Below are 24,593 nucleotides of genomic sequence, written 5' to 3'. Positions count from 1 at the left end.
CTAAATGATCGGCATTACCCTAAGGGGAGCTTTTTTATTTGTCTTTTACTATTTTTACCACCTTTCTAGTACTTCAATAAGTAATTTTCTGCATTAAAAACGTTGAAATTTCTGCAAAAGGCACCATATCTGATTAAACACAAAATACAGTTGCAGTTAGCGCTGTCTAGATTCGAACAAAAGGGACAGCTTTGAATTTCAGTAACATAACTTGGCTAGATGATAAGGGGCATATTAAGCCTCCTTTGATGCTGTATTTAATGTTGGTATTTTTAGCGAGAGGTTGGTGCGTATTTATCGCATCATTAACTCAAGCAAGTGATAGAGCAGGGCTGGTAGCGTTAGTTTATCCGCAGAAGTCCGATTTTTTGATGGCGTTAATGGCTGGCGCTGGTGCACTTGTTGTATACGGCTTAATAATAGCCGAGCGAAAGCGTGGCCCTTGGTGGATCCAACCTATTTTTAAATACATGAAGTGGCTATTACTGGTGCTGTTATGTATAGATGGAGGCCTGCTTATTCAACGTATCTTGCATGCTCACTATGTGTATAGCTGGAGTGTAGGACTGGATGCATTGTTTCTATTCTGGAGTACCTTATATCTGTTTAATTCAAATAGATTAAAATATTATTTTTTAGATTGGAAAGCAGAAGAGTAGTTCGAGACTGACAGAGCAATATTTTTATGTTCGTCAGTTAGGATTTTTACTTGCTGAGCTGATAAAAAAATGGCGCTGTATAAATACAGCGCCAAAATGAATCTGCAGTACCGACAGCATTCGATACTATGATCCAGGGATATTAACAAAAAAACCTTTTTTAGTTAAGCAACAAGTTGTTGCTAGCCTTAGTAAAAGGACAATTGACAGTTTGTCTTTGAGAGTAATAGTTCGGGGCTACTAACTCTAAAGAACGAAACTAGAATATACCAACTGTACATTGCATACAATATCCGTTTATTGGTAATTCCACACAATTTTCGATAAAAATGGAATAAGTTATAACTTATCCCTAGGTAGCCTGCTGGCTATTAGTAACCTTGTTTGTCATTATCGAGCATTAATCTTTGCGTAATTACACCCTTAAAAATTTGACGGCCTGTCAGATTTTATTTTGTCGCTGCAGTTGATTCCTCTGTGAAGTATTTTGAAGTTACTTGATTGCCATTTTTTTGTCTGAAACAACTGGATTGCCTGAAGTTATTAACTTTCGATTTGCTAGTTTAACTATGTGAAAACTGTCATAAAATTGACATTGTTACTGTTCTTCATCGTAGAAAACTATTATCATCCACTGATAGCTAATGATGATGTAGCCACAATTAGTGCCAGTGATTACCTTTTATGTGCATGGCACGATATCTTAATTCAAGAGCGAGACACTTTTGTTAAATAGTGACGACCTCTGGAGCGTTTAGTAATGTCAAAAGACGTCAGAATTCCTTTGTCTAAGTTATGCATCGGTCTAACCATCAAATTACCTCTGTCATGGACGCAGCATCCCTTCCTGTTTAATCAGTTTGAAATTGAAAACCAATCGCAAATTGAACTGATTAAAAGCTTGAATATTGCTTATGTGTACTTAATCGCAGGGAAAGCGTTGCTTGCATCTACACAAGAGCAACAGATTGAAGTAATAGTTGAAAAGTCCGCGGAGGAGTTTGCACAAGAGAGGTTAGCTTCATTACGTAAATCTATTCGTGTGAGTCACCAACGGTTTCAAAAGAATGGGTTAGAGTGCCGCAGTGCTTTTTCAAAAATAGCCGCCGAGCCTGAGGGGGCGTATCGTTCTGCTGCAACGCTAGTCGAATCGATGATGGACCATATTAAAGAAACCGCAACACCGCATCTTGCCTTAGTGAATAGTAGCGAGGACGACAGCGGAACTGAGCACGGGATTTCAATTGCTGTATTGTCGATGATGCTCGGATGCTCATTGAACTGTACGGATTCAGAGCTACGGGATATTGCAATGGGAGCTGTATTTCATGATATTGGTAAGCGAAAAGTACCTGACGTTATTAGACGTAAGAAAAGCAATTTATCTGATCATGAAGTTAACTTTCTTAAGATGCACCCCAAATTTGGTTTTGACATGATGACCAAACAAGATCTGTTTCCAAAAGCGGTACTTGATATTGTTCTACATCATCATGAGTGGGCAGATGGTAGTGGTTATCCTGATGGATTAAAAGGCTCGCAGATCCCATTAACCACACAAATAGTTGCCTTGGCAAATGACTTTGAACAGTTACTTAAATTTGGTCAGGGGCGTTCACCGCAAGTGGCTCTAGGCTACCTTTTTAAAAATAGAGCGGGTAAGCATGCGGCATCGCTTATCTCTGCTTTGGTTAAAGTACTTGGGATCTATCCTCCTGGTACATTAGTGCAATTATCAAATGGGCAAATTGCAAAAGTTCTCATTACGACTGAAATGGTCAAGCAACCTCATGTCATCGCCTGTGATGAAAACGGTGATAACGCAGTGTTACGCTATTTAGTCGAAGAGGGTATATTGATAAGTAAAGTGATTAAGGCCGAAGAGCTAGGCTCTGGCGCATTAAAAGCACTGGATCCTAGTGCTGATATAAGCTTCTATTTTAGCTCTATGTAATATCAACTCCATTAAAGAGTTGTTCATTCAGCGGGAGTTTAAATCACTTTAGACAAGTCAGTGGCTTATCACTAATCGTTATTCTATATCGAATGGCACATGCGCTGTATTAAGTGATTTCCCCATGCCTTAGTTATCAGCCGCACGTTGTGAGCGTCTCAGGATTTTCACTGCTACGTCGCATTGTCTCAAAAGGGAATAGCCATTTTTTTCACAATGCGGCTTGAATTGAAAGCCCTGAAAAGCTCTGAACTGAGTATATCCTTAATGGAATTGGTATAATAAAAATGCGGTTTAGCCTCGTTATTTAAGAGTAATCAAAAGGGTGAAAATGATAAATTCAGTTTGTATTGTTGGCTGTGGTTGGTTTGGCTTACCACTTGCGCAAGAATTAGTAGCACGTGGTGTTACGGTAAATGGTAGTAAACGTAGCCCTGAGGATGCGAGTGCATTATCTAAAGATGGCATTAACGGCTTTGCATTAGATTTGGCAGAAGTGAAGCAAAAGTCACTTCCAGCACTAAAAGCCGCGCTTAACACCGATTGTTTAGTTGTCAATATTCCACCGGGCCTAAGAAAAGATCCCAATGCTTATCATGCCAAACTTACAAAGTTAACTGGATTGATTAGTGGTATTCGTTACCAGAAAATAGTCTTTGTGAGTACCACGGGAGTTTATCCATCACTGGATAAAATAATGACAGAGCAAGATGCTGCTGCTCACTCAGGGGTCAGTGAAAAGCTGCTACAAGCTGAAGCGATGTTTTTAGCGCTAGATAATTGCTGTATTGCTCGATTCTCTGGCTTAGTGGGTCCTAAACGACATCCAGGACGCTTTTTGGCTGGCAAAACTGAGCTTGCAGAACCACAAGCTCCGGTTAATATTGTTCACCTGCATGATTGTATTAGTGCCGTAGCAAAACTGATTTTCGATGCTGACTCTGCTGGTGTCTATAATGTTTGCGCCCCTAAGCATCCTACACGTGAGGATTTTTACCGTCAGGCTAGCTTAAATTTGGGGCTCGTGGAGCCGCAATTTGTACAAGACAGTAAGGTCGGCGGCAAACTTATTAGTAGCAATCGACTCGTTAAAGAGCTAAATTTTGAGTATCAGTTCAGTGATCCAATGGATATGCTGGACGCCTGTTAAATATTAAGGATGTATATGAAATCGTTACAAGTATTGTTTACCAGTGGCTTACTGGCGATTGTCAGCTTGCTATTGCCCTTACAAAGCGCCTATGCCGCTCAGTATGTAGAAGGTATTGATTACGTCAAGATAGCTGGGATCCCAGAAGCTCAAACGCCGGTGATCAGGGAGTTTTTCTCTTATAACTGCGGTCATTGTTACCGACAAGATCCGCTGTTTGAACAAACAGCCCATCTGCTAGAGAGTGATGTGCAGTTTGAAAGAACGCCAGTTGGAGCTGGCCGTACGAGTTGGATATTAAGCCAAGAAGCCTATTACTTAGCGCAAAAATTCAGTGTAACTAAACAAGTGCATGGCAATATTTTTACTCGGATCCATGAAAATAATGGTGCATTCAACCGACCAGCAGATCTTCAAGCTTACTTTGTCAGTCAAGGAGTCGATGATAAAGCGGTGACAGACGCGATGAATTCGGCTGATGCTAAACTGGCATTAATGAATTATGACACTCAAGCACAATTGGCAGAGATTAAAGGTGTGCCATCTCTACTGGTCAACGGAAAGTACTTAATTAAGAAGCAACCTCAGTCCCCTGAAGCGCTTGCTGAGATGATCCGTTACCTGAGCCAACTTGAAGATTAACCGCTAATACAGCAAAAAGCCCACTTCAAGTGGGCTTTTTTGTGGCTGAGTAACCAAGTCACTAGGTATGAGAAGTATAGGTTAACCTAAAGTTGCCACCAGACATTACACTCACCGCATGACTAAATTACAACAACAGGTCGACAGCGGTGCCTGGCTCGATCCTCAACAAGCCAACCGAGTATTAGAAAGCCTAAAAAACTGGCACCGCCGTGAACTGCTTGAGCGCATTCGTTTAAGAACCTCTCCTAATAGAAAGCCGAGCAATAACACTTCAATCAAGCTGCAGAGCTTAAGTTACACCCAAGTAGTGTAGCTTTATTTAAATAATGCATACGCAAGGGCAGGGCATGAGTAAATGTCTTAATAACGCGAATAACGCAAAGAGTGAACAGCGACTCGACCTACTGCAAACAGCCTCTCAAGAGCTTGAATTAGCCTTGGCCACACTACAAAACCTTAAGACAGACGAGCGTGAAGACTTTGTTAAGCGTTGGCCATCAACGCTGCAAAGCCTGTGTGAGCTGATGCGCGTCACCTTAGAGGGCCAAGTCATTAGCAATGCAGTGCAAATCATTGAAGCGCTTGCCACCACCTTAAGTACTTATCTCAGTGGCCGAGATATCTATATTCCTAATGGTGAACGTCTCAAAGATGCACTGCGTGATATCCGCATTTTGCGTGAGTTTAAAGGCAACAACCTAGAGCAATTGTCGCGCGAATATGACCTTACTGAGCACCGTGTTAGCCAGATCATAGCTGAACAACGTGCAGCGTTTGTGGCGAGAAAACTGAGACGGCTATTTTGATTTTTCAATCTAAATATAGGGTTACCGATAGGTAACCCTTTTTTTTGCTGAATTTTGACGATAAACTCTTAGCCAACTTCAACATAGGATGTTAAGAATGAATAAAGGACTATTTTTCATATTGGCTTTGTGTAGCTCTAATCTTGAAGCGGCGGTGTACAAATGTACTTTAAACGGCGTTGAAACATACAGCCAAGATCCATGTGCTGAAGATGCACAAGAGATCACAGTCACCCCTCCTGCAAAAATGAATCGCAATAGCAATTCATCAACTGAAGAAAAATTAGTTCAGCAGTGCATGACTGCCATAAAACGCAATAACAATTTTAAAGATCCTGAATCAGTTCAAGTGCTTGGATACCGATTGGATTGGTTGCAAGATGACAGTGGTGCTAGGAGGGTACTTCAGTTAGAAGTTAATGCGAAAAATAGCTATGGTGGATACGGAGGAAGTAAGCTCTATCCGTGCTACTTGAATCATAGTGGTACTCAGCTGAGCAAGCATCAGTACAAAATTTTCCAGTAGAAGGCTCGAAATTTTTAAAGCATAAATTTTGATAAGGACATCTTAATGCGTAGTAAAGCATTTGTGGAAGGGTTCTGGGCTAAGTCATACCATGATATTGCTTACAGCCCTGGCTCTGCAGAGTTTAATGAATTTGAGCGTGGACAAACTCAAAAACTCAAGCAGAGTGCATCCGCTGGGTTGGGTTATAGTTTTGATATAGCTGAGCCTCTTAGCTATTACGCAAAGCCTAAAGCCAAACCTTTGGAAGTTGTAAAGCCAAAAGCATACAAATATAAGCCAAAATAGAGGCATTGCATTAACACATAACAGTAGAGTGCCTTTTTTGCATCAAAGGACACTCTACACCAATATGGTAAATTATCGGGTCATACCGTAGCCGTATAGAAGCTAGCGAACGTAAGTAAAAAGAGTTAGTTAGGTACTTGTTACTGTCAATTTAGGACTGATTCATGAAAATATTTAGGCGTGATAAAGGTTTAAAAGCGATAAAGTATAGTGAAGTCAAACAATCCATTAAGGTAGATCCATCGACTTCAGAAAAACTGCAGGAAAAACTGGCGACAATGCAGTTAGTTTATTCATTAGTTGGCTCACTTATCGGAGCTGGGTCTATGGTAGCTGGAGTGCTGCTTCTTGTTAATGAGGTACAAGGAAACTCTAGCTTTGTTGCTGATATAGTAGGTAGTAGCGTAGAGCTTTCAGACGCAACTCCTGGAGTAATTTTATTTGTCGTCGGGCTACTGATAATTGTGGTGACAAAGTTTAGTTTTTCACACGTAAAAAACAAAGAAGTGTGAGGTATATTTAAGTAATGGTTAATCCTATTCATTTTACAACAACTAAAGTAGACGTTTACAGCGGGAATGAGCATTTAGAGCGAGCAACAGGATTTTTTTTTAGCCATAACAATCATAAATATCTAGTCACTAATAAACATGTAGTCGAATGCGAACGTACAAGGATGTTTAGGGAAAATAAGAAAGCTGACAATGTCAGAATTATTACTCATACAGACAAAAATGATTGCTCAAAGCATCACACTATAACGATTAAAGTATTTGATGAGAGAAAGCTGTGGCTTGAACATCCTAGTATTGAGGAAAATGGTTGCGATGTGGTTCTTATACCACTAAACGAAAATACTTTGTTAGGTGATAACGCAGTAAAGTACTATCCATTATCAAGTCCAAAAATTACTTTTGTTGGTCAAGATCTTGTAAATGATTTTCCTTTAAATGAATTTGGGAATCTCGCTGTTTTGGGCTATCCACTAGGTTTTTATGATAAATTTAATAATTTACCAATATCGCGAAGAGTAACTATTGCTAGTCCTTATAAAGTGAAGTTCAACAATAAACCGTATTTTCTTGTGGACGGAAATTTACAGCCTGGTATGAGTGGCAGCCCTGTATTTTGTACGCCACACACTTTATTTAAAGAAGGTAATAGAGATGAGGGAAGTAAACTTTTTGGTGTTTATTCTGCTCATAAGTACGCAGGATCACAGCCATTAAATTTACATGTCATCTGGTATGCTGACTTATTAGTGGAAATAGCAAATCAAGTTTAGGATAATAATTTTTGATATTTGCAGAGCAAGTGTTGATACATGACCTCTTTTTCGATGCTTAAGATACTTATCCCGAAACCTTTCAAACCCTGCTAGCCCCCCTAAACCGAGACAATGAACCTATGTTCCTTGTCTCAGTTTTTTATGCCTAAACGTGCAGTAGCAACGGTTGTATCAACCACAAATGGCACTACAACCGTGCAGCATGCTGATGGTAGTTACCAGGTGGTATTAGGTGATTCAGTCGCAAGGGGAAACGTATACATTATTGACGGCCAAGTACAAGGCCAAGCAACAGATTTACCGTTTTCCGAGATTGAAGTCTGAAATGCCTAATGGAAGGATGTTTAGGTATTGTCTATCCAATTTTTTTGCTCGTTTATTCAGCACCGCTCTGGTAGGGTGTTGATTCATCGAAAATTTGCTTTAACTAGATGTAAATAAATTGGTTGTTAAATATGCATGTCCGTTTTGAATCAGATTTTCATAACATACAGAAGCTAAGGCATTATACTTTTTAAGGAGAGTTAAAAGTTGTCGGATAGTCCTGAGAAAAAAACTAATCGATTAGACCTGTTTATCGCTTATTTAGGTGTTCTAGCGCCAGCTGGATACTTGATTGGATTGAGTTATTATCAAGGTAAGTTAGCTGCCTTTGGGGTCAGTGCAGCAGCATTTCCATTATCAGTTCAGGATATATATGTATCTGCTTATTATGCGATTGGTTCTAGTCTTCTAGCTGTAGGTTCTGTGGTAGTGGACTTCATTAAGCTAATATTCACTTGGTATTCAATTAGCTTTGCGGTTGTTTGTATTGGTTTTAGTTACTTTGTGATAAAGAAAAAGGGTAATGAATCATCCAGTCTTACCATTAATTTAACCAGTAAATTCAAAAGCGTAATATCGTACTTGCACTGGAAAAATAACGACTTCACAAAAGCGGTTGGAGTTACAGGGCTTGCGTTCTATAGTATTTTATCAATTTTATATGTTCTAATATTTTTAGTTGTTTTTTGGTATGCAATTCCAAGCTTTGCACACAATAAAGGTTCTGAGATTGGAGTTCAGATTAGAACAGACTATTTAGAAAATGGTTGTCACATAAAAAGTAAAGAGTTTTGGGGTAATTGCCACGCGCTTATCGACAAAGATGGTAAAACTATTTTTAAAGGCGTGCTGGTCATTCACTCAAAAGACCATGTTGCTTTTTTCAATGAAAATGGTTCTCTTGCTATAAAAGTTCCTCAAGGTGCATGCATTGTCAAAGAAGCTCATAACCGAAACTTAACATGCAATTCAGGTTGACGATAACTGTTGCCAATCAGAAGTGGGACAAATTCTAAAGTGGTAAGGTTTCTATCGTCGATAGTTGAGTTCAAGACACCGCCAAAGAACTAATATTTACAATGTTCGAAATATAGAAAATCCCCATCATATGAAGGGGATTTAGAGGTTCTTAGCTAGTTACAACTCTAAATAAATTTACAAATTAGTGATGTAATTTAAAGTGGTTTCAATGGATTCAATAGTTTGTAATATCAGGTATAAAAGCCTAAATCTCGCGTAAAATCCGCTGTTCTTCACTTTTACCCAAAGCTTATCAAGTTTTGATTGTTTCTTATCCATAGCGTCTCTCCTCGTTTTGAAGGGAGTTGCCTAGCTTGCTTGATATTAAATTTTTATCTTTTTGATTTACTATTGAAGCGTCTAGAGACGTGAGGAGAAGCATTTCAGCTAGAATTAACACTATCTTATTCCTAACATTAATTCCATCAAAATTATCGTAAATAATATCTCCCACAGTTATCGACCTGACTTATGGATGGATCACCAGCTGAATTTCCCAAACCATCCGAATCGAATTCCCAAACTAAGCGACGCGCTACAGCTTTTTTGTGGCCGAAAATTAAAAACAGATAATACCTTGGTCTAACTCCTCGCTCACTAAACGAGCTGGCTTTACGTGCGCGTAAACCTGTATGTTGTTGAAAATACGTTGTTTATCTTAGTTTGGTTTACAAGCTTCCGTTGGCGTTAGACTAAGGTCGCGATTGTTGTTCAGCGCACGCTTGCTAGATTAACTGCTGACTTAATAAAAAAATCAGCACAGGGGAGTCGCTATGAGTTTTGAAAGCAACGAGAAGGCAGAAGGTTATTGGCGTGAAAATCTACGTCTAGTATTGGGCTTATTGGCCATATGGGCAGCAGTTTCATTCGGCTGTGGCATTTTATTAGTAGATGTGCTCAATGAGATCCATTTCATGGGGTTCAAGTTGGGGTTCTGGTTTGCACAACAGGGTGCCATGTACGTGTTTGTCGCACTTATTTTTGTCTATGTCGCTAAAGCGAATGCATTAGACAAAAAATATGATGTGCACGAAGACTAATAACTAAGAACTTATTTAAAGGAGTCATGAAATGGACGTACAAACATTAACCTATCTGATAGTAGGGTTTACATTCGCCCTATATATCGGTATTGCGATCTGGTCTCGTGCTGGTTCGACCAAAGAATTTTACGTAGCTGGAGGCGGAGTTCACCCAGTAATGAACGGTATGGCTACAGCTGCCGATTGGATGTCAGCGGCATCATTTATCTCATTGGCGGGTATTGTATCTTTTACTGGTTATGATGGTTCAGTGTATTTAATGGGTTGGACCGGCGGTTATGTTCTGCTAGCGCTTTGCATGGCTCCGTACCTGCGTAAATTTGGTAAGTTCACGGTGCCTGATTTTATTGGTGACCGCTATTACTCTCAAGCGGCTCGTACCGTAGCGGTAGTGTGTGCCATCTTTATCTGTTTTACCTATATCGCAGGTCAAATGCGTGGTGTGGGCGTTGTATTCTCAAGGTTCCTTGAGGTTGAAGTTGAAACTGGCGTATATATTGGTATGGCAGTAGTGTTCTTCTATGCGGTTCTTGGTGGAATGAAAGGGATTACCTACACCCAGGTCGCACAGTACTGCGTGCTTATTTTTGCTTTTATGGTGCCAGCTATCTTCATCTCAGTGATGATGACAGGCCATATCATTCCACAAATCGGCTTTGGTGCTGAGTTAATTGATGCTGCCGGCAATGGCACTGGAGTGTATCTGTTAGATAAGCTTGATGGATTGTCTGCCGAGTTAGGTTTCTCCCAATATACCGAAGGTTCTAAGAGCATGATTGATGTGTTCTTCATTACTGGTGCATTGATGTTTGGTACTGCAGGTCTTCCGCATGTCATCGTACGTTTCTTCACTGTACCTAAAGTTAAAGATGCGCGAGTATCTGCCGGTTGGGCACTGGTGTTTATTGCGATTATGTACACAACAATTCCTGCTCTTGCTGCGTTCTCTCGTGTGAACATGATTGAAACCATTAATGGTCCTGAGTCGACAGGTGTTGCTTATGAAACGGCACCAGAATGGATTAAGAATTGGGAGAAAACAGGGTTAATTACTTGGGATGATAAGAACGACGACGGCAAGATTTACTATGCTAAAGGCGCTGAAAGTGAGATGAAGATTGACCGCGATATTATGGTGTTAGCGACACCGGAAATTGCCAATCTGCCAGCATGGGTTATCGCACTTGTGGCTGCAGGTGGTCTAGCGGCTGCGTTATCAACTTCAGCTGGTCTACTTCTGGTAATTTCGACTTCGGTATCTCATGACTTACTGAAAAAGAATTTAATGCCTGATATCTCTGATAAGAAGGAATTGATGTACGCTCGAATTGCTGCAGCATTGGGTATCGTGATGGCAGGTTACTTCGGTATTAATCCGCCAGGCTTTGTGGCTGCGGTTGTTGCGATTGCATTCGGACTTGCTGCGTCATCATTATTCCCTGCAATTATCATGGGGATCTTCTCTAAGACAGTGAATAAAGAGGGCGCTATCGCCGGTATGATAACGGGTCTGCTATTTACTGCTTCTTATATTGTGTACTTTAAGTTTGTAAACCCAAGTGCAAATATGAGTGAGAACTGGTTATTTGGTGTATCGCCTGAAGGTATTGGTATGCTCGGCATGGTGATTAACTTTGCTGTAGCCTTTGGCGTGAGTAAGGTTACAACGGCTATTCCTCAAGATGTTGTTGATATGGTTGAGTCGATTCGTTTCCCTAAGGGTTCTGGTGAAGCGCAAGATCACTAATAGCTAAAGTTAGATTGATTAAAAAGAGCGCTTTTAGCGCTCTTTTTCTATTTCTACAGCCATAGACTGGCCTTTAGTCGAATAGTGTTAATGCCAGTCTAAACGATATAGTTGTAACTGCAGAGCAAGTCAGTGGATAGGGAGTCGAGAAATGGATGCTAGCGAATTACAACCCATTATGCAGTTCTTACAGCAGCGAGTACCTTTTTTGTCGTTGGATGAGGAAGCGTTGTTAAGTGGCTGTCGCTCACTCACTATTGGCTACTACAGTAAAGCTTCCGCTTTTGTGCCGTTAGATCCTCTTCACCCTCAGCTGTATATTGTGAGAAGTGGCGCTTTTGAAGTACGTGACATCAATGGAGAGCTGCTTGATAGGTTAGGTGAGGGCGATTACTTTGGATTTCCTTCGTTGTTATCAGGAGAAGAGGCGAGTAATCGCGTCGCTATTTTAGAAGATGGGCTGGTGTACCATCTGCCACCTGAGATGTTTAATTTACTGCGTACAAAAAGTCGAGAATTTGACCGTTTTTTCAATAAAGCTTTTGCTAAGCGATTACGGCATCAGGGTAGATTTAAAGCTAAAGAGCTGACAACAACGAGTCGGATCACGACATTGATGTCTAAGTCTCCGTTGACAATCGATATGAAGGCAACGATATCGGATGCTGCACGATTGATGCGTAAATCCCGGGTTTCATCAGTACTCGTTATCGATAATGAAAAATTAGTAGGGATTTTAACAGACAAAGATCTACGTAACCGGGTGTTAGCTGAGGGGTTAGACGGCACTCTAGCAATCCACCAGGCGATGACCGTCACACCGATTTCTATAGAGTCAAACTCATTAGTGTTTGAAGCTATGCTTTTGATGAGTGAACACAATATTCATCATCTACCAGTGGTAGACAGTGGACAAGCAAAAGGGATTATTACTAGCACCGATATACTGCGTGGACAAAGTTCGCAGCCGTTATTGTTAATCGGTGAAATTGATCGACAGAAAGATTTGCCTAGTTTGATTCAGGTGAGCAAACAGATCCCACTTTTATTGCAAAACCTAATTAGCGCTGATGCACGGGCCGAAGAGATTGGTAGAGTATTAACTTCGGTAACCGATGCGTTGACCCGGCGTTTAATTGTATTAAACCAGCAGATCTTGGGCGAAGCGCCGATGGCTTTTTGTTGGTTAGCTTTTGGCTCGCAAGGGCGACAAGACCAAGCTGCTTGTTCAGATCAGGACAATGGACTTCTGTTGGCCCACGAGCCTGATAAAGCCGCCGAAGGTTACTTTGAAGCATTGTCAAAAGCTGTGTGTGCTGGGCTTGATGAATGTGGCTATATTTACTGCCCGGGCGATATTATGGCGCAAAACCCTAAATGGCGTATGTCACTTGAAAAATGGTGTGGCATTTTTCATAAGTGGGTTAATACACCAGATCCTAAAGCATTAATGCATAGTAGTATCTTTTTTGATATGCGTTCTGTTTATGGGCCACAATCTTTGTTTAATGGTTTGCAAGATGAGGTGCTTAACAATACCAAAGACAACGATATTTTCCTTGCCGGTCTCACTGGTAACTCACTGACGAGTACGCCGCCTTTGGGCTTTTTCAGAAAGTTTGTGCTGGAGCGTGATGGCACTGAGGTTAAAGGAATTGATCTTAAGCATAAAGGCAACGCATTAATTAACGATATTGCTCGTGTTTATGCTTTGTCTGCTGGCATTAAAGAGGTTAATACTGCCAAAAGAATTAGGGCGTTAATGGAGCAAAATATCATTAACCGTAAAGATGCGCTAAATCTTGCCGATGCTCATGAGTTTATTGCGCATATGCGGCTGTCTAATCAAGGCTACCAGTATACTAACGGTAAGCCTGTCACCAATTATTTGATGCCAAAAGATGTGTCTTCATTGGTTCGTCATCAGTTAAGAGATGCGTTTAAAGTTGTCCATGATGGCCAAGTAGGGCTTAAATTGAAAATGATGCGGAGCTACTAACTCTTTTGAAGTGCTTCTATTTAAAAAGTCAGCTCAGGTTGAAAGCCTTTAGAGCTGCTGATGAATTAGTTGCTAACTACTACCGTGCTTTAAGTCGCGCTATATCTAAGCCTTTAGTGGATATTCCTTTAATGGCAATTGATTTAGAAATGACAGGGTTAAATGCTCAGTTCGATCAAATTTTGAGTATTGGCATGGTCCCTATCCACAATGGCATGCTTCAATTAAAGGATGCCGATTATAGGTTGGTGAGCATAGAAGGCAGTGTGGGTGATAGTGCTGCAATACATGGCATCGTTGACGACCAGTTAAAAGCTGCGATTTCAGCTAAGGAGGCAATGCATTGGTTTCTAGAAAAGACTAAAGGTCATGTGCTCGTAGCACATCATGCCCCGCTTGATCTGTGTTTTCTAAAAGCAGAAATTTTACGTTGTCTTGGTGAGAAAATGAACTTTGTCTCAATTGATACAATGTCTATAGAACGAAGCCGTATTTTGCGACAGCATGAGGTGATTAAAGAAGGCTCCTTGAGGCTAGATGCTTGTCGGCGTCGATATGGTTTACCTATTTATGCAGCCCATAATGCGGCAGTTGACGCATTATCTTGTGGAGAATTGTTATTGGCCCAAATGGCGAGCATTGCAGGGGCCGAAGAGCTGACTTTGGTAGATTTATTACGCTAGCTTGCAATAACGATTAAGACGTTGCTCAAGTCAGTAATGGCTAACGGCTGCTATCAAGTATTTGCGCCCACTTTGTTAATGCCGTCTTAATATCTTCCTGCTGGTAAGGTTTGTTAATTATTTCATCCATACCACATTGGAAGCATTGTTCAGTTTCAACCGAAGTGGTACTGGCAGTCAATGCAATAATGGGCTTTGTATAGCCCTTTTCACGCAATAAGCTCGTCGCTTCAAAACCATCGACCACAGGCATTCTGCAATCCATAAATACAATATCGACGTTATTGAAGGTTAAATAGTCGAGCGCTTCCTGACCGTCGTTAGCGATTGTGGGCGTAATTCCAAATTTGGCCAAAATCATCTCAATCAGCATTTGGTTAACTTAACTATCTTCCACGACGAGGATTTTTAGCTTTTCAATGGGGTAATCCGCTTGAGGTCGTTCAATATCTAAGGCTGCCTTCTGTGAGCTATTTAATGGCAGGGCTACTTTGAAGCAGCTGCCTTCACCAAGGACTGAACTTAAAGAAATTGTTCCGTTCATCTCATCGACCAATTGCTTACAAATAGCCAGTCCTAGCCCAGTGCCTTCAAAGGAGCGGTTGTTAGAATTATTGACTTGAGTAAAAGGGTCAAACAATGTGGCTACTTTATCTTCTGGGATCCCACATCCTGTATCTTGCACCGTTAAATGAAGCTTTTCTTGCTCCCAGGTGATATCGACTTTGATTTCACCTTGTTGGGTGAACTTAAGAGCGTTACCAATAAGATTAACCAGGATTTGTTTTATCCTGTCTGGATCGCCTAGCAATATTTGTGGAATATTTTGATGGGCATTGAAGCTAAATATAAGGCCTAAATCTTCTGTGCGCTGCTTAAAAATATCAAAAATCATCTGGCACAGTTTCGCTGGCGAGAAATCGACCTCTACAATCTGTAGCATACCTGCACTCATCTTACTGAGATCTAATAGGTCATTAATGATGACCCTTAAAAGCTCCCCAGACTGGTGCATGGTATTGAGAAGTTGCTGTTGATAACTCGATAGTGTGGTATCAATCATAAGCTCTGCTGAGCCGAGCAAGCCATTAAGTGGGGTTCTTAATTCGTGGTTAATCATCGCAACAAAATCACGGGGCGATTGCTCAGAGGATTCGGCCCTTAACTTGTCTTCGATAGTGTTTTCGAGTAATTCTTGTCGTCGCTGGGCTGCGCTAATCATATCGCAAAATAGCAGTAGCTGTTTTTCAATGGTATTTTGGCATGAATGAGGTGATTCTATGACCAGTGTTAAACTACCTAAAACACTGTTTGAAGTCTTGATGAGTAATTTTATTTGCTGGTGATCGTTTGACCAGTTTAATGCTTGGTTAGCGGTTGAAATTTGTTGTATTAGTGCTTTGTCGCCTGCGATAAAAGTATCAAATTGGTTTTCTTCTGTTGGTGATTTAAATCGGATGCGGCTGGCTCTGATATTTTCAAATCAGACTTTCCTTCAAGACCTGGCATACTATTGAATAGTGTGATAAAAACCGATTTGCCATAGATTTGTTGCAGATCTTCTATCGATACGCCAGTGAGCCGACTAAAACTCACAATGAGCTTAATAAGGTCATTGTGGTCATAAGTGCCAACACTAGTATAAACCCCGTCATTTTGGTTTTCATCGAGCATTTTTTGACAAATTTCTCAACCGAAAGAGTCTTCCACCAATTCTAAAAACTCTGCAAAAATGATTCCTTTCATAGATATCTCCTCATTGTACTGCTTCTTATTAAAGTAGAGTATTAATTGATTATATTCAATGCTTGTATATGACTAAGCATCTATTAAATTTACGCTTTAGTTTAAATATTCTTCCGTTTTAGTTGTTGGTAAAGTCACTGTAATTCTTATCGTCGACACTAAATGGGTTACCGCAATCAGCAATGAACAAGTTTTGGTTACACTTTTTGACTTCTGCTGACTAGAATTGTTGTATATCTTACAGAGTATTAGATCTATTTTAGCTAGAGGAAACTGTATGGCATTACCCTTGATATGGTTAGGTGTAGCTGCAATAGGTGCTGCTTTGGTTGCTGAAGAACGCAAAAATCAGAAGGATATTGCCCACAAGCGCATGCAGGGCAAGGCTAAATCTGCTCATTCCCATGGCGATAGTGCTGAACTTGCTCCTAGTTTATGGCATACAGGTGATAAGAAGGTTGCATTAGAGCCTGGTGCTATTATTTGTTGTTTTGTCTTTGGTGTTATTGAGCATACCGGTATTTGGCTGGGTGAGGACACCTTGGTTGAGCTACACGGTAGTGGACTGGTTCGAGCAATTTCAATTGAACGATTTTTAGCCGAAAGAAGCGGCAGTAGAGTTTATCAAGCATGTAACCATCGGCACCAACCATTAGTTGGCACTAATGCATTAGAGAGGGCTAAGGATGCGATATTTAGCTATCGTGAATACGATTTACTCGATAATAACTGCCATCGGTTTGTTTGCTATTGCCTTACAGGTGAAGAAAAGTCCTTGTCTAGTTTTAGCAAACTCAATAACGAAATTGGCAGTTACTTTAAAGAAGCTATTTATTGGGACGAAGCGATCATTTGATACAAAAACACCGACTTTTTAAGTCGGTGTTTGCTGGTCTTTTACTAAAGCGAATAAAGCTACTTACAAAAATGCTTCACAGCTTTACTGACTAATTCAATACCGGTTTTATTACAAGGAGGTAGTTCAGCATCACTGACTTTAAGCGGTGTTACTCTATCGCCCCACTTAATTAAGGCCGCTGCTGAGGTTAGACCCGCACCAAAGGCACACGATAGAATCGTTTGGTTTGGTTGAATTTTACCTTGTTCTAAAGCATCGCAAATAGCGATGGGTATCGTTGCTGCAGAGGTATTGCCATAATTGGCAATATTAACCACAGCTTTTTCTTTTGGAATTTTCATACGGCTAATTAACGTATCAATGATGCGTTCGTTAGCTTGGTGCGGAATAACCCAATCGATATCGTCTTTATCGATGCCACACTTTTCAATGACCTTAGTGCTTAGTTTCCCCATGCCTGCAATTGCACGCTTAAAGATCTCTTGGCCATTAAACTCGATGTAAAAATCGAGTGAGGAAGCTTCAAATCTGTCCATAGCAGTACCAAAGCCAGCTTTGAGAATATCACGACCAGCAGGGTCATTATTAAGCTCATAACCTAGTACGCCAATGGCTTCGTCAGTTGCTTCAAGAACGACTGCACCTGCACCGTCTCCGAATAAAACTGCAGTTTCTCGGCGAGACCAATCTAAGAAAAATGATAATCTTTCTGCACCAATGACTAAGACCTTCTTACACTGGCCACTTCTGATCTGTGAGCTACCAAGCCCAATACCATAAAGAAAACCACTGCAGGCGGCATTGATATCAAACGCGGCACAACTTGCACCTATGTTTGCTTGCACCGTAGAGGCAATATTAGGGATCAAAGTATCTGGCGTAGCGGTTGCTAGAATTATCATATCTAGGTCGCTACCTTCAATACCTGCAGCTGCAAGTGCACGCTGAGCGGCGACTGATGCTAGTTCTGATGTATTGACATGACTAATATGACGCTGGCTTATACCTGTACGAGGTTTAATCCACTCATCGGAAGTCTCGATAAAAGTAGCAAGATCATGGTTGGTCAAAGTTGCAGGAGGCACACATTTGCCCCATCCCGTTATTGTTGCGTACTGCATTTAGGTATTCTCTCAAAATAAAAAGGCAGAACCTGAGGTCTGCCTTGTCAATCAGTATTAGTAAAGCTTAACAAGTCTTGTCACACTCAACAGTGAGCTATACCTCTTGTTGAGCAACTAATACTCTAATTGCTTCAGCTGCTTGGAGGATGTGGTCGCGTAAAAGTTTAACAGCGTTATCAACATCACCTTGCTTGCAGAGGTTAAGTAATTCTCTATGGTCTTTTTGGGCTTTAGGGATCCCGCTAGCCAAATAAAGTTCTAGTCGAACATATCTGTCACAGTTGGTATTAAGACCATGGACAACATCAATAGTATGAGGCTTGTCAGCGGCGCGGTATAAACAAATATGGAAGTGTGAGTTTAAGCCACTCCAGCTTTCAATTTGGTCTTTATCTTGAAAGGCAACATCCAGTGAATCTAAGATAGTTTCAGCTTCAGCAAAATGTTCTTCAGTCATATGAGGAATTGATTTAGCTAATAGATCGGTTTCAATCAGTGCTCTTAAATCAAATAGCTCGGTAACTTGAACGGCTGACAAAGTGGTTGCCGTCGCGCCTTTATGGGCTTCAAACTTAACTAATCCTTCAGCTTCTAATTGCAGCAATGCTTCTCGTACGGGGATCCTACTCACATTCATTTCGTCGGCAAGGGCGCTTTGGCGTAATGGCATGCCGGCTGCAATTTCTCCTGATAGGATTTTTTCCCTCAATACTTCTACAACTACTTGAGTGCGTGTTTTATGAACGATAGGAGTTATTCTGCTCATATATCCTGTTTTTATGTTAGTTGTTCAAGACGATTTTCTTAGATTACCGCTTAAATAAGTATAATGAAAGGGAAACAACTTGTTTCCCTGTACATAATTTGAAATGTTTAAAATGTGATGATATTAGCTTGGTCTTCTTTTAACCGGGATGGCAAAATAGACGTAGGCATGTTTTGGATACACAAAGGGCGTTCAAAGCGAGCTTTAGCTTGGCTACCAACAGAAGTCGTGCGGCTATCAGTGCTCGCTGGGTAAGGACCGCCATGGTTCATTGAATGACAAACTTCAACTCCTGTTGGCATTTGATTGAAGATAAGGCGGCCAACGTTGAATGAAACCGACTCGATCAATTGTGCATTTTCAGCTAGTTCAGTTTCAACCCCATGGATCGAAGCGGTTAATTGACCTTCCATCTGTTCTGCAATCAATTCCATCTGTGCTAAATCGTTACAAGCGACAACCACGGCGAATGGGCCAAATACTTCCTGTTGAAGTGTTCTAGAAGCCAGATAGTCGTCAGCTTCAATTCTTACTGCTGCAGGCCGTGTAAAGTGACTCGCTGTTGACGGCTGTCCTTGAGATATTAGTGAAACCGATTGATTGCTTAACAAAGCGTCGACTTGAGATTGGAACGTCGTTGCAATACCAACAGTGAGCATGCTTGCTGCTGACTCTAATGCAATTTTTTCAGCCATAGTTGCGAGGTAGCGGTTCAGTGCTTCTCCCTTTATAGCAACAACAACACCAGGGCTGGTACAGAACTGACCGTGCCCCATCATCATTGACTGTACTTGAGTCGTCGCTAAGCTTTCCGCTTGAGCCGTCAATAACTCGCCCAATAAAAATTGAGGGTTGATTGAGCCTAGCTCGCCATAAAATGGAATAGGTTCAGGTCTAGCGGCACAAATATCAGATAAAATGCGGCCGACTTTTAATGAACCTGTGAAGCCAACGGCTTTTATTGCACTATGGTTTACCAGTTGGGTTGAAGCTTGAGGTTCTGTCGCTTGAATAAGGTTAAAAACGCCAGCTGGCATATTGCTACGCGCTGCTGCACGGGCAATAGCTTTTGTCACTAATTCGCTAGTCGCTGCGTGAGCAGGATGACCTTTTACGACAACTGTACAACCTGCTGCGAGTGCAGAAGCTGTATCGCCGCCAGCAGTAGAAAATGCGAGCGGGAAGTTAGATGCGCCAAAAACAGCGACTGGGCCAATGGGTAATGTGCCTAAGCGCGTGTCTGGCTTTGGCAAAGGTTGTCTATCAGGGTTGGCATGATCAACAAGTACATTGTTGATTGGTGCTCTTAGTGTGCTGGAAAATAGTTTTAATTGTCCACACGTTCGGCCTGTTTCACCTTGTAGGCGTGCCATGGGGAGACCAGTTTCGACATGTGCGGTTTCCGTGATGGCAGTAATATCTATTTGAATCTCTTCTGCTATAGCGTCTAGAAAGTCAGCACGTTGTTCTTCTGAGGTACGTCTGTAAGATAAGAATGCTTGCTTTGCAGCATTAACCGCTGCGTCGACATTCTTGGTATTCGCCGAAGCAAATTGCCACTGGGTATTTTCATTTAGCACTGGGTTCATGCTATTAAATTGCAATGCTTCGTTTGTCCACTCGCCATTGATAAAGTGCTGGCCATTTATTGCAACGCTTGATTTGTCTGTCATATCTACTCCTGAGCTTGCTTGCTCAATAATTTAATGATTAATTACACAACCTGAAAGCCGAAGGCATATGGATCGTCATCGTCAATAGTGATGGCGTTGTTGCCCGTGATCCTTGCCCATCCTTTGATACTCGGCATAATGCCTGAAAACTCGCCGACTTCTGCTGCAGCTTCAATTCGGCCGACAAATTGGCTACCGATAATGCTTTCATGGGTATATTCGTCACCCACTTGCAATTGTCCTTTAGCATAAAGTTGTGCAAGTCTGGCACTGGTACCTGTTCCACATGGAGAGCGATCTATTGCCTTGTCGCCATAAAATACCGCATTGGCTCCGTCAGAACCTTCTGAGATAGTATCGCCGGTCCAAAGAACATGACTTACACCGCTCACAGTAGGGTCATTTGGGTGTACACAAGTGAGTTGTTCATGAGCTACCTGACGAACAATAGGGCTCCAACGTAAAATATCTGCAGCGGTCCAGTGACGTAGCCCCGGGAAATTTTCTTGGGGATCAACAATCACGTAGTAATTTCCGCCGTAAGAGACATCCACCTTTAGTGTACCTAAGCCTGGAATATCTAATATCTGGTCTTGATGAGCTAAATAGGCTGGGACGTTATAAATTTTTACCCAATCTATTTTGTTGTCTGTTGCTTGATAATCGATTTTTATTTGCCCTGCAGGAACATCAATGATGAGTTTACCGGGCGTTTTCGCAGTTAATAATCCAGACTCTATGGCAGCAGTTATGGTGCCTATGGTCCCATGACCACACATAGGTAAGCAGCCGCTTGTTTCAATAAATAGAATAGATGCGTCTGCATTATCTGAACATGGCGGGTAAAGGAAGGCCCCAGACATCATGTCGTGGCCTCTAGGCTCAAACATAAGTCCCTTGCGGATCCAATCATATTCACGAAGAAAATGTTGTCTTTTCTCGCTCATATTTGTACCTATAAGGTTTGGATGCCCACTGGTAACTAGCCTTACAGGGTTGCCGCAAGTATGTGCGTCAATGCAAAAGAAAGTGCCTTTTAGCATGTATTTAATTCCACTACTATAGTTATTGTGCTGAGCTCACTAAAAATGGGAGCAGCGCTTGGATATATGACTTATATATAGTCGATACTGTACTTTTCTAGATTAATACGAGTGCCACGTTATTGAACAATTACTTTCTCAACGTATGCTCTTTCCTTACCGATTAAAGCTAAGCGAGGTTTACGGACATTTTCGCTACCACGAGCTAAGCTTTGCTCTGCAGTATTTTCAATACAGCCACTCAAAACTAATATACGACCTTTAACTGTTTTAACAGTATTTTTGATAAAATCAGGCATCCTTTCTAGGCATAAAGATGCTTTCTCTCGGAACATGCCAAGAGCAATAATTCCGTCAATTCCATCTCTGATTAGATCTTCCAACATGCGAGCATTTGACTCGTAATTGATAGTCCTAACCTCATAAAACTGAGTCGAGATAACGGGTAAAACGCCTTGCCTGTTTACCTCCATATTTAAGCCTCTATCACTACATTTTTACGTTTGAAATTCTGCTTGATTGTGGGATATTGTATACGTGAGAGTAAAAAATAAAAGACCCTAAATTGCGATTTAGAGCAATAAAACCACACCTGAGGGATTGTATACAATATGCAATTGAAGTGAGGGGTAATGCTGATAATGACCGAAATTGATGTCAGTCCAGACCTGGCAAGCACTTATAGAGCATTAAAAACGATTGATGCACATACAGAAGGGGAGGCACTTCGAATTATCACCTTTGGTTGTCCTGAAATAAAAGGTGAAACTATTTAAAAAAAACGCAAATTTGTTGCTGAAAATTGGGATGTTTATCGCAAATTGCTAATGCACGAGCCACAGGGACATACAGATATGTATGGTGCACTGGTTACAGAACCTGTGACAGTTGGAGCCGATTTCGGTGTTTTATTTTTACACAATGGCTGTTATAGCTCTATGTGTGGCGATGGCATTTTAGCGCTTGTAAAAGTGATGTGTGAAACAGATAGTATTGTATTTAATAATCTTCCTCGAATAATAAACATCGATGCTCCAGCGGGGTTAATCACAGCAAAAGTTTACCGTGATCTTGTAGGCAAAGTTCAGGCTAGCTTTAAAAATGTGGATTCATGGGCGGAAGCAATAGGCTGTGAGGTCATGGTCAATGGTTTTAGATAGATAAGTTATGACATTGGCTTTGGTGGAGCGTATTACGCTTATGTTGATGCTGACGAATGTGACATAAGCTGTTCACCTGACAATGTGCCGCAGTTAATCGATATTGGAAGGCGCGTTAAGCACGCTGTTATAGCATCTCATCCGATTCATTATCCAAGTTGAGGAGGATTTTAGTTTCCTTTACGGAACAATTTTTACATCGAAAAAGTAACAAATAAACAAGCACATTCGCGACATGTGTGTATTTTTTGCAGATGGATAGGTGGATCGGTCGTCGACCGGCACTGGTGTCGCAGGAAGAATCGCGCTACTGCATGCAAAAGGAGAGGTTGAGCTGAACGACAAATTGATGATCGAAAGCATCGTTGATGGAGGAATGATTGTCAGTGCTAACTCGATATCTACATATTTTGGCAAAAATACTGTACTACCAGAAGTATCTGGAAGATAGTTTATTACAGAGAAACACGAGTTCTTTATTGACCCCGAGGATGTATTCTAAAATGGGTTTATGTTGCGTTAAGAACTGATTAAGAAGGAATTATTAATGAAAGAACATGACGGTAAGCATGGTGCTACGATAACGATTGTAGGAGCCGGTATTGTTGGGTTAGCTGCTGCCATTGAGCTCCAACGAAAAGGATTTGATGTCACTATTATAGATAAAGAAGGAGCAGGGGCTGGCGCTTCTAAGGGGAATGCTGGTCACTTTGCAACTGAACAGGTCTTTCCATTAGCTGATCCTAGCATTCTTCCCAAATTGCCGGGTATGCTTTTGGATCCTTTAGGGCCTTTTAGGATCCAACCTAAATACTTTGTCAAAGCCCTGCCATGGTTTATGCGGTTTTTAATCAATATGTTGCCTGGGCGACGAACTCAAAATACACGAGCGATAAAAGCACTTAACCGAAGTTCTATTGCGGCGATGAAGGAGCTAGTTAGCTTTTGTGATTGTGAGGCGTTACTGACCCTAAACGGCAGTTTACTTGTTTTTGAAAATACGCCTTTAGATGAAGTAAATAAAGAACTAACAGCATATGCGAACGCCGGCGTTGAAGTGCAATTACTTGATGGGACCCAAGTTAGGAAACTCGAGCCTTCTTTGAGTAAAACGATTACTCATGCTTTGTATTTCACCCACGTTGGCCATACTAGTGATCCTTATGATCTGTGTAAGGCTTTAGAGTTAAAGTTTATTTCGTTAGGTGGAAAGTTTGTAACGGAAGAACTTGTAAAAGTTGCTGTCGCTAAGAGCAGTTCAAGCATTCAGTTGGAGATGGTTACAGGCACCAGTAAGCAAATTAATAAACTGGTTATTGCAGCAGGCGCTTGGTCAAAACCCTTTGCTAAACAGTTAGGTCACAGGGTTCCATTAGAATCAGAGCGTGGATATCATCTAATGATGCCGCAATTAAGTAAGTTATCCCGTCCCGTAGCTTCTTATAACCGTAAGTTTATTATAACGCCTATGGCTGAGGGAACTCGGCTTGCGGGTACGGTGGAGTTCGGTGGTTTAAAGGCGCCTTTAGTTCCGGAAAGAGCTGATTGTTTGTTTGCTCATGGGAAAGCGCTATTACCGACACTGTTTGAAAGTGCAACAGTTACCGACGGTGAACGCTGGATGGGATTTCGCCCCTCTTTACCTGATAGTTTGCCTGTAATCGGTCGTAGCGATAAACAGTCAAATGTATTCTTTTCATTTGGTCATCAGCACTTAGGGTTAACGTGGTCTGCTTTGACAGCTAAGTTGTTGGCTCAAGAGGTGGCTGGAGAACAATCAAATATAGATCTACAACCTTATAGAATAGATAGATTTGATTAAGATGAATATAAAGGCTGCTGTCTAAAGTAGATAGCAGCTGTTCATTTTTAGGTTGTGATACATTATTAGTCAATTGGTTACTAAGCGGTGCATAAAGTATTCGGTTGGTGAGTCAATTGCTATCTATCTCTAAATAGGCATATAAAAATTTGAGTTCACAATATGTAGACAATAGGTAGAGAAGCAGTGATAAATAAAATAATTAATTACTTTAAAGGTGTACTTGAAACCCCTTGGATTTTACTCGACTGGGGCTGTAGACAATTCT

At 41.1% G+C, this 24,593-nt stretch carries 27 protein-coding genes and 2 pseudogenes; 21 read left to right on the top strand and 8 right to left on the bottom strand.

Annotated features, from left to right (window positions below; genetic code table 11):
- Positions 1 to 191 precede the first annotated feature (191 nt).
- The 16 genes and pseudogenes from AB4238_RS20550 to AB4238_RS20475 all read left to right on the top strand — a co-directional run bounded on the left by AB4238_RS20550 (position 192) and on the right by AB4238_RS20475 (position 14,132).
- Positions 192 to 659: a DUF2919 domain-containing protein gene (locus AB4238_RS20550; protein WP_372035292.1), complete on the top strand. Its 468-nt coding sequence runs from the start codon at positions 192 to 194 to the stop codon at positions 657 to 659.
- A 760-nt stretch (positions 660 to 1,419) separates the two neighbouring features.
- On the top strand, positions 1,420 to 2,613 hold the full coding sequence (locus AB4238_RS20545; protein ID WP_372035290.1) for an HD-GYP domain-containing protein: 1,194 nt from the start codon (positions 1,420 to 1,422) through the stop codon (positions 2,611 to 2,613).
- Positions 2,614 to 2,944: 331 nt separating this feature from the next.
- A complete protein-coding gene (locus AB4238_RS20540) occupies positions 2,945 to 3,763 on the top strand; it encodes an SDR family oxidoreductase (protein WP_372035288.1) in 819 nt (272 codons plus the stop codon).
- 15 nt (positions 3,764 to 3,778) lie between these two features.
- Positions 3,779 to 4,405 carry a thiol:disulfide interchange protein DsbA/DsbL gene (locus tag AB4238_RS20535; RefSeq protein ID WP_372035286.1) on the top strand — a complete coding sequence of 209 codons (627 nt, stop codon included), beginning with the start codon at positions 3,779 to 3,781 and terminating at the stop codon, positions 4,403 to 4,405.
- Positions 4,406 to 4,517: 112 nt separating this feature from the next.
- Positions 4,518 to 4,721, top strand: a pseudogene (locus AB4238_RS20530) (hypothetical protein); the annotation flags it as partial.
- Positions 4,722 to 4,755: 34 nt separating this feature from the next.
- A complete protein-coding gene (locus tag AB4238_RS20525) occupies positions 4,756 to 5,214 on the top strand; it encodes a Mor transcription activator family protein (RefSeq protein ID WP_372035284.1) in 459 nt (152 codons plus the stop codon).
- Positions 5,215 to 5,311: 97 nt separating this feature from the next.
- Entirely contained in the window at positions 5,312 to 5,740 is a 429-nt protein-coding gene (locus AB4238_RS20520) for a DUF4124 domain-containing protein (RefSeq protein WP_372035282.1), read from the top strand.
- 45 nt (positions 5,741 to 5,785) lie between these two features.
- Entirely contained in the window at positions 5,786 to 6,028 is a 243-nt protein-coding gene (locus AB4238_RS20515; protein ID WP_372035279.1) for a hypothetical protein, read from the top strand.
- Between the two features lie 164 nt (positions 6,029 to 6,192).
- Positions 6,193 to 6,540: a hypothetical protein gene (locus AB4238_RS20510; RefSeq protein WP_372035277.1), complete on the top strand. Its 348-nt coding sequence runs from the start codon at positions 6,193 to 6,195 to the stop codon at positions 6,538 to 6,540.
- Positions 6,541 to 6,554: 14 nt separating this feature from the next.
- Positions 6,555 to 7,313 carry a serine protease gene (locus AB4238_RS20505; RefSeq protein ID WP_372035275.1) on the top strand — a complete coding sequence of 253 codons (759 nt, stop codon included), beginning with the start codon at positions 6,555 to 6,557 and terminating at the stop codon, positions 7,311 to 7,313.
- 144 nt (positions 7,314 to 7,457) lie between these two features.
- The gene (locus AB4238_RS20500) at positions 7,458 to 7,640 is read left to right on the top strand and encodes a hypothetical protein (protein ID WP_372035294.1); all 183 of its coding nucleotides are present in this window, start codon (positions 7,458 to 7,460) and stop codon (positions 7,638 to 7,640) included.
- 207 nt (positions 7,641 to 7,847) lie between these two features.
- A complete protein-coding gene (locus AB4238_RS20495; protein ID WP_372035274.1) occupies positions 7,848 to 8,618 on the top strand; it encodes a hypothetical protein in 771 nt (256 codons plus the stop codon).
- Between the two features lie 815 nt (positions 8,619 to 9,433).
- Complete coding sequence (locus AB4238_RS20490; RefSeq protein WP_012277650.1) at positions 9,434 to 9,700, top strand: DUF4212 domain-containing protein; 267 nt, start codon at positions 9,434 to 9,436, stop codon at positions 9,698 to 9,700.
- A gap of 31 nt (positions 9,701 to 9,731) precedes the next feature.
- Entirely contained in the window at positions 9,732 to 11,450 is a 1,719-nt protein-coding gene (locus tag AB4238_RS20485) for a sodium:solute symporter family protein (RefSeq protein WP_372035272.1), read from the top strand.
- Positions 11,451 to 11,601: 151 nt separating this feature from the next.
- Complete coding sequence (locus AB4238_RS20480) at positions 11,602 to 13,449, top strand: DUF294 nucleotidyltransferase-like domain-containing protein (protein WP_372035270.1); 1,848 nt, start codon at positions 11,602 to 11,604, stop codon at positions 13,447 to 13,449.
- Between the two features lie 5 nt (positions 13,450 to 13,454).
- Complete coding sequence (locus AB4238_RS20475) at positions 13,455 to 14,132, top strand: exonuclease domain-containing protein (RefSeq protein ID WP_372035268.1); 678 nt, start codon at positions 13,455 to 13,457, stop codon at positions 14,130 to 14,132.
- A gap of 40 nt (positions 14,133 to 14,172) precedes the next feature.
- Here the strand turns inward: AB4238_RS20475 and AB4238_RS20470 are convergent, their stop codons facing one another.
- The 3 genes from AB4238_RS20470 to AB4238_RS20460 all read right to left on the bottom strand — a co-directional run bounded on the left by AB4238_RS20470 (position 14,173) and on the right by AB4238_RS20460 (position 15,806).
- Positions 14,173 to 14,505 (bottom strand): response regulator, encoded by a 333-nt coding sequence (locus AB4238_RS20470; protein ID WP_372035266.1) that lies wholly within the window; start codon positions 14,503 to 14,505, stop codon positions 14,173 to 14,175.
- A 9-nt stretch (positions 14,506 to 14,514) separates the two neighbouring features.
- Entirely contained in the window at positions 14,515 to 15,354 is an 840-nt protein-coding gene (locus AB4238_RS20465; protein ID WP_372035264.1) for a sensor histidine kinase, read from the bottom strand.
- A 170-nt stretch (positions 15,355 to 15,524) separates the two neighbouring features.
- Positions 15,525 to 15,806: a heme NO-binding domain-containing protein gene (locus AB4238_RS20460; RefSeq protein ID WP_372035262.1), complete on the bottom strand. Its 282-nt coding sequence runs from the start codon at positions 15,804 to 15,806 to the stop codon at positions 15,525 to 15,527.
- Positions 15,807 to 16,155: 349 nt separating this feature from the next.
- On the opposite strand from AB4238_RS20460, the gene AB4238_RS20455 reads away from it, so the two are divergent.
- A complete protein-coding gene (locus AB4238_RS20455) occupies positions 16,156 to 16,734 on the top strand; it encodes a lecithin retinol acyltransferase family protein (RefSeq protein WP_372035260.1) in 579 nt (192 codons plus the stop codon).
- 59 nt (positions 16,735 to 16,793) lie between these two features.
- Here the strand turns inward: AB4238_RS20455 and AB4238_RS20450 are convergent, their stop codons facing one another.
- The 5 genes from AB4238_RS20450 to AB4238_RS20430 all read right to left on the bottom strand — a co-directional run bounded on the left by AB4238_RS20450 (position 16,794) and on the right by AB4238_RS20430 (position 21,816).
- On the bottom strand, positions 16,794 to 17,858 hold the full coding sequence (locus AB4238_RS20450) for a ketoacyl-ACP synthase III (RefSeq protein ID WP_372035259.1): 1,065 nt from the start codon (positions 17,856 to 17,858) through the stop codon (positions 16,794 to 16,796).
- A gap of 97 nt (positions 17,859 to 17,955) precedes the next feature.
- Positions 17,956 to 18,627, bottom strand: a complete 672-nt coding sequence (locus AB4238_RS20445) for a GntR family transcriptional regulator (protein ID WP_372035257.1) — start codon at positions 18,625 to 18,627, stop codon at positions 17,956 to 17,958.
- 107 nt (positions 18,628 to 18,734) lie between these two features.
- Positions 18,735 to 20,300 (bottom strand): aldehyde dehydrogenase (NADP(+)), encoded by a 1,566-nt coding sequence (locus tag AB4238_RS20440; protein ID WP_372035255.1) that lies wholly within the window; start codon positions 20,298 to 20,300, stop codon positions 18,735 to 18,737.
- A gap of 41 nt (positions 20,301 to 20,341) precedes the next feature.
- Positions 20,342 to 21,343, bottom strand: a complete 1,002-nt coding sequence (locus AB4238_RS20435; RefSeq protein WP_372035254.1) for a 4-hydroxyproline epimerase — start codon at positions 21,341 to 21,343, stop codon at positions 20,342 to 20,344.
- 119 nt (positions 21,344 to 21,462) lie between these two features.
- Positions 21,463 to 21,816 carry a dihydrodipicolinate synthase family protein gene (locus AB4238_RS20430; RefSeq protein ID WP_372035252.1) on the bottom strand — a complete coding sequence of 118 codons (354 nt, stop codon included), beginning with the start codon at positions 21,814 to 21,816 and terminating at the stop codon, positions 21,463 to 21,465.
- Between the two features lie 159 nt (positions 21,817 to 21,975).
- On the opposite strand from AB4238_RS20430, the gene AB4238_RS20425 reads away from it, so the two are divergent.
- From AB4238_RS20425 to AB4238_RS20410, 4 genes and pseudogenes are all read left to right on the top strand, one after another.
- Positions 21,976 to 22,119 (top strand): hypothetical protein, encoded by a 144-nt coding sequence (locus tag AB4238_RS20425; protein WP_372035250.1) that lies wholly within the window; start codon positions 21,976 to 21,978, stop codon positions 22,117 to 22,119.
- 51 nt (positions 22,120 to 22,170) lie between these two features.
- Positions 22,171 to 22,665, top strand: a pseudogene (locus AB4238_RS20420) (proline racemase family protein).
- Positions 22,666 to 22,765: 100 nt separating this feature from the next.
- A complete protein-coding gene (locus AB4238_RS20415) occupies positions 22,766 to 22,954 on the top strand; it encodes a proline racemase family protein (RefSeq protein ID WP_372035249.1) in 189 nt (62 codons plus the stop codon).
- Positions 22,955 to 23,050: 96 nt separating this feature from the next.
- Positions 23,051 to 24,325: an NAD(P)/FAD-dependent oxidoreductase gene (locus AB4238_RS20410; protein WP_372035247.1), complete on the top strand. Its 1,275-nt coding sequence runs from the start codon at positions 23,051 to 23,053 to the stop codon at positions 24,323 to 24,325.
- Positions 24,326 to 24,593 lie beyond the last annotated feature (268 nt).

It is taken from the genome of Shewanella sp. 10N.286.45.A1, assembly GCF_041470405.1.
Lineage (GTDB): Bacteria > Pseudomonadota > Gammaproteobacteria > Enterobacterales > Shewanellaceae > Shewanella.
The sequence above is the reverse complement of the archived record's forward strand: the minus strand, read 5'-3'. Positions and strand labels throughout refer to the sequence as shown.

What these genes read in the sequence shown, in the direction of transcription:
- AB4238_RS20545 (WP_372035290.1), top strand. Translation starts at nt 1,420, where the DNA reads ATGTCAAAAGACGTCAGAATTCCTTTGTCTAAGTTATGCATCGGTCTA.
- AB4238_RS20540 (WP_372035288.1), top strand. Translation starts at nt 2,945, where the DNA reads ATGATAAATTCAGTTTGTATTGTTGGCTGTGGTTGGTTTGGCTTACCA.
- AB4238_RS20535 (WP_372035286.1), top strand. Translation starts at nt 3,779, where the DNA reads ATGAAATCGTTACAAGTATTGTTTACCAGTGGCTTACTGGCGATTGTC.
- AB4238_RS20525 (WP_372035284.1), top strand. Translation starts at nt 4,756, where the DNA reads ATGAGTAAATGTCTTAATAACGCGAATAACGCAAAGAGTGAACAGCGA.
- AB4238_RS20520 (WP_372035282.1), top strand. Translation starts at nt 5,312, where the DNA reads ATGAATAAAGGACTATTTTTCATATTGGCTTTGTGTAGCTCTAATCTT.
- AB4238_RS20515 (WP_372035279.1), top strand. Translation starts at nt 5,786, where the DNA reads ATGCGTAGTAAAGCATTTGTGGAAGGGTTCTGGGCTAAGTCATACCAT.
- AB4238_RS20510 (WP_372035277.1), top strand. Translation starts at nt 6,193, where the DNA reads ATGAAAATATTTAGGCGTGATAAAGGTTTAAAAGCGATAAAGTATAGT.
- AB4238_RS20505 (WP_372035275.1), top strand. Translation starts at nt 6,555, where the DNA reads ATGGTTAATCCTATTCATTTTACAACAACTAAAGTAGACGTTTACAGC.
- AB4238_RS20500 (WP_372035294.1), top strand. Translation starts at nt 7,458, where the DNA reads ATGCCTAAACGTGCAGTAGCAACGGTTGTATCAACCACAAATGGCACT.
- AB4238_RS20490 (WP_012277650.1), top strand. Translation starts at nt 9,434, where the DNA reads ATGAGTTTTGAAAGCAACGAGAAGGCAGAAGGTTATTGGCGTGAAAAT.
- AB4238_RS20485 (WP_372035272.1), top strand. Translation starts at nt 9,732, where the DNA reads ATGGACGTACAAACATTAACCTATCTGATAGTAGGGTTTACATTCGCC.
- AB4238_RS20480 (WP_372035270.1), top strand. Translation starts at nt 11,602, where the DNA reads ATGGATGCTAGCGAATTACAACCCATTATGCAGTTCTTACAGCAGCGA.
- AB4238_RS20470 (WP_372035266.1), bottom strand. Translation starts at nt 14,505, where the DNA reads ATGCTGATTGAGATGATTTTGGCCAAATTTGGAATTACGCCCACAATC.
- AB4238_RS20465 (WP_372035264.1), bottom strand. Translation starts at nt 15,354, where the DNA reads ATGATTAGCGCAGCCCAGCGACGACAAGAATTACTCGAAAACACTATC.
- AB4238_RS20460 (WP_372035262.1), bottom strand. Translation starts at nt 15,806, where the DNA reads ATGCTCGATGAAAACCAAAATGACGGGGTTTATACTAGTGTTGGCACT.
- AB4238_RS20455 (WP_372035260.1), top strand. Translation starts at nt 16,156, where the DNA reads ATGGCATTACCCTTGATATGGTTAGGTGTAGCTGCAATAGGTGCTGCT.
- AB4238_RS20450 (WP_372035259.1), bottom strand. Translation starts at nt 17,858, where the DNA reads ATGCAGTACGCAACAATAACGGGATGGGGCAAATGTGTGCCTCCTGCA.
- AB4238_RS20445 (WP_372035257.1), bottom strand. Translation starts at nt 18,627, where the DNA reads ATGAGCAGAATAACTCCTATCGTTCATAAAACACGCACTCAAGTAGTT.
- AB4238_RS20440 (WP_372035255.1), bottom strand. Translation starts at nt 20,300, where the DNA reads ATGACAGACAAATCAAGCGTTGCAATAAATGGCCAGCACTTTATCAAT.
- AB4238_RS20435 (WP_372035254.1), bottom strand. Translation starts at nt 21,343, where the DNA reads ATGCTAAAAGGCACTTTCTTTTGCATTGACGCACATACTTGCGGCAAC.
- AB4238_RS20430 (WP_372035252.1), bottom strand. Translation starts at nt 21,816, where the DNA reads ATGGAGGTAAACAGGCAAGGCGTTTTACCCGTTATCTCGACTCAGTTT.
- AB4238_RS20425 (WP_372035250.1), top strand. Translation starts at nt 21,976, where the DNA reads ATGCTGATAATGACCGAAATTGATGTCAGTCCAGACCTGGCAAGCACT.
- AB4238_RS20410 (WP_372035247.1), top strand. Translation starts at nt 23,051, where the DNA reads ATGAAAGAACATGACGGTAAGCATGGTGCTACGATAACGATTGTAGGA.